Source organism: Paeniglutamicibacter sp. ZC-3 (assembly GCF_025847175.2).
GTDB classification, from domain to species: domain Bacteria; phylum Actinomycetota; class Actinomycetes; order Actinomycetales; family Micrococcaceae; genus Paeniglutamicibacter; species Paeniglutamicibacter sulfureus.
Genome location: NZ_JAOYTG010000047.1, coordinates 1 through 3301 on the forward strand (window position 1 = coordinate 1; position 3301 = coordinate 3301).

Here is a 3301-nt window from a genome sequence, read left to right on the forward strand (position 1 = left end):
CACTGCGCCGATGGTACTGCACTCGGGAGGGTGTGGGAGAGTAGGTCACCGCCGGACACAACGTCCCGAAACCCCCAAGCCCCACCGGCTTGGGGGTTTCGATGCTTAACCACCACACCCCAAAAACCACGGCCCCCGGACACACACCCCCGGGGGCCGCACCCCGTTAAGGCACCCCCGGCCATCCACAGACACTGTGGATAGCCGGCCCCTATCCACAGCATCTTGTACGGATACGGAACTGCGAGATGTTTTCCTGCATCGTCAGTCCGACTGCGGGGAGCGAATCTGACGCGGAAGCTTACAACACGGCAGCCATTGGCTTCGCGCAGAATTTCCTTAACGGCGAGAGGCGTAAACAATTCTTGGTTTGCCAGGCGGTTGCCGACGAAGGGTTGTCATTTGCCATTCGATCTAGCCGCAAGCAAATGCAGGTGTCGGCAAATAGTGGATCCGGAATGTTGAGAAATTCGAACCTTCCAGGGCAACGGATGCAGCGGTGAAGCAAAGCTTTCGGCCAAGGGCCTGGTCAAGCCTGCCGGCACCGGATATCTGGGCGCAATCTCGATGGCTGCAACATAGATGCCCCATCTCTCTGAGTCCCCGGCCGCGTACCAGCCCATCCGCACGGCGACACTTTTCTGAACTACCTAGGCGTGGTTGTGACGGTCATCATGGCCTGAAAGCCAAGTTTTGGTCGCCGCGGCGCCTAGGTTCCGCTATAGTTATTTATGAAGAACCACAGCATGTGTTGTGACTCGATAAAGCCACCAGTGCTCCTGAATAAGGAATACGCGGTAATAGAGTTACGGCGGTCATAGCGTGGGGGAAACGCCCGGTCCCATACCGAACCCGGAAGCTAAGACCCACTGCGCCGATGGTACTGCACTCGGGAGGGTGTGGGAGAGTAGGTCACCGCCGGACATAAATGTCCCGGAACCCCTGAACAGAATTGTTCAGGGGTTCCGATGTTTAACAAGCAAATAAGACCCGGGGGCTTATGGCCGGCTTATGCCCGCCCTTCGCCCTGGCAGCGCGGGCCCTATCCAGCCGGCGAGGCATCGATGGCGTTCATCGACATGGGAGTCTTGGCGCATAATCTGGAGTCAGTTGCCCGGTTCTGCGTCCGACTTGGATGCACATTCTCGAACGACGATCGTAGCCAGGACGTGTCGGCTGGATTGGATCGGGATCGGGCTCCGGAAAGCGCACGAGCGGAACTGTGCTTGCTAAACCCCGTCAGCTGGCAACACGACCCTGGCGCTGACCGCCTCCAGCGAACCCTCATGCGGCGAGGCTCGGGCTGATCTTCTTGTTAATTCGTAGCTCTGCCGCCACTTGTCAAGGGCCATGCAAAGGTGCCCATCGCATATTGGTGTCCCATACCGAAACAGCTGTGATGGATTCCCATACGCGATGTCTGCGACAGGGCCGCAAGCGTGGTTGCGAACCACCAGGACATCTGGCGGCTCGCTTACATCTTCGAACGGGCCGGGCTGATCGCTGATGTAGCGGCGCCTTTGAATTCTCCTGCCGCGCGAAACCAGCCCATCGTAATCGACGCATTTCATCGTTGGCTCTAAGATCACGTGCTATGGGTGGACTTCGCGATTCTGCAGCACTTGAACCTTCATCGGCGTCGACCCTACTTCCGACGACTCAAACTCAATGGCATGCAAACTGCGAAGCTTGCATGGGCCGGGTTACTGTACCTAGCCACGGCAGCCGACTCTGCACATGATGTTGCCGCTCAGCTAACGCCCCTTGGCCCCGCGCACGAGACCGACACCGGCTCGCACCCCTGCGAAAACCTGCATGCACCACCTTGCTGGTCGGCATTTGCTTGGGGAATGATGAACTCATCAGTACCAATAATGCCGGGATGTAAGTAGCCATCCTTGGATCCCGATACGTCGTGGCGTCCGGCTCGACGTCGGAGCCTATTGCATCACCGGGGGTACTGATTGCGATACGGGGAACCGCCTCGGACAACAACTGAAGGAGAAACCATGAGCAACGAAAGCTCGGAATCGGCAATTGCAGGAGAGCCAGAAATCCACGGAACCATGCAAATGATCGATGGACGCGTGGTTTTGCACTTCAACTTGAGTTTGCGCCATGCCGTTGAGCGCGTTTGGCGGGCCGTCAGTGTGCCATCTGAACTCGAAAGCTGGTTCCCGGGAGCCGTTGACTGGACTCCGGCAGTGGGGGAGACCTTCGATGCCGGTGGGGCGACTCTCGAGGTGACCAACGTTGATGCTCCGCATCATCTGGCGTGGTCCTACGCCGGCCAGCTGCAAAGCTTCGAACTCAGCGGGGAGGGCGACCGCTGCCGCCTAACGTTCACCCACGTCTTTGACGACCTCCCACTTGCAGCGCAGACGGCAGCCGGTTGGGAGACCTATCTTTCTCGACTTGACCCACATTTGCGTGGCGAGCACTTGACGGAAGCGACGGCCCACGAGCAATGGGCGGAGATTCATGAGCGCTATGCCGAAAGCTTCGGGGTCGACCCGGCACCCGGCCGGAAGTTCGCAGAAGGCATGCGTTCTTCCCAGTGATGCCCCTGGCAATCCGTTGAGCCGAACCTCGTACTGCAGGGGCTTTGATCTCGACCCGAAGACTGGGACCTGACGCGCAATTCGGTGCCCTGGTGCATCCGCGCCGAATAGGGGCGGCCGACTGCAGGGTATATAACCACGCCTAGATTCCTTCCATTGATGGTCCGGAATCGGAACAAGTAGCCAGTGCAAGTCATTTTGAGTCGACTGCTCCAGTGGATATCCGCACTCATGGCGACCGCAGGCAGCACGGCTCTCTAAAGATGTCGCGGGGGTCACAATGTCATTTTTGGGGCTTCCATGCCCGGAGCGGCCTCCAAGGGGCCGTTCTGGGCTGGTATTCCGGGGTTTTGAAGGAAGGTGGTCGTCGATTTGCCGGGGTGCGGAATGGTGTGTATAGTTTTCTAAGTCGCCGCGAGGGACACAGCGGGAAAGCCGCTGGAGGAATCGCCGGGCGACCGAATTTTTGCCAAAACCCCACCCCAGTTTTGCTGGTTGCCTTGTGCGCCGGAAATGTTGTGGGATCGTATGTTAGATCAGGTCGGGCCGGAAACGGTGGATTTGCTTCGGGACACGCGGTGGGGTAAGGTAGACAAGTTGCTCCAGAGCGAAGCGCCGGCGGGAATTGTTAGTCCGGTTGTGGGTGTTGGAAGTGTCTGTTGTTTGAGAACTCAATAGTGTGCCAAGTTTGTTGATACCAATTTATTTATTTTATTGGTGAATGGTTTCAGGGTCCGCAC

The 3301-nt window shown here is 58.0% G+C and carries 1 protein-coding gene and 1 rRNA gene; both read left to right on the plus strand.

What is annotated here, in order from left to right:
* Window positions 1–807 precede the first annotated feature (807 nt).
* Window positions 808–924, plus strand: a 5S ribosomal RNA gene (rrf, locus tag OIU93_RS20430).
* Window positions 925–2009: 1085 nt separating this feature from the next.
* Complete coding sequence (locus OIU93_RS20435; protein ID WP_264271874.1) at window positions 2010–2561, plus strand: SRPBCC domain-containing protein; 552 nt, start codon at window positions 2010–2012, stop codon at window positions 2559–2561.
* Window positions 2562–3301 lie beyond the last annotated feature (740 nt).

Excerpts from the sequence above, each read along its gene's own strand:
- OIU93_RS20435 (WP_264271874.1), top strand. The coding sequence starts at position 2,010 with ATGAGCAACGAAAGCTCGGAATCGGCAATTGCAGGAGAGCCAGAAATC.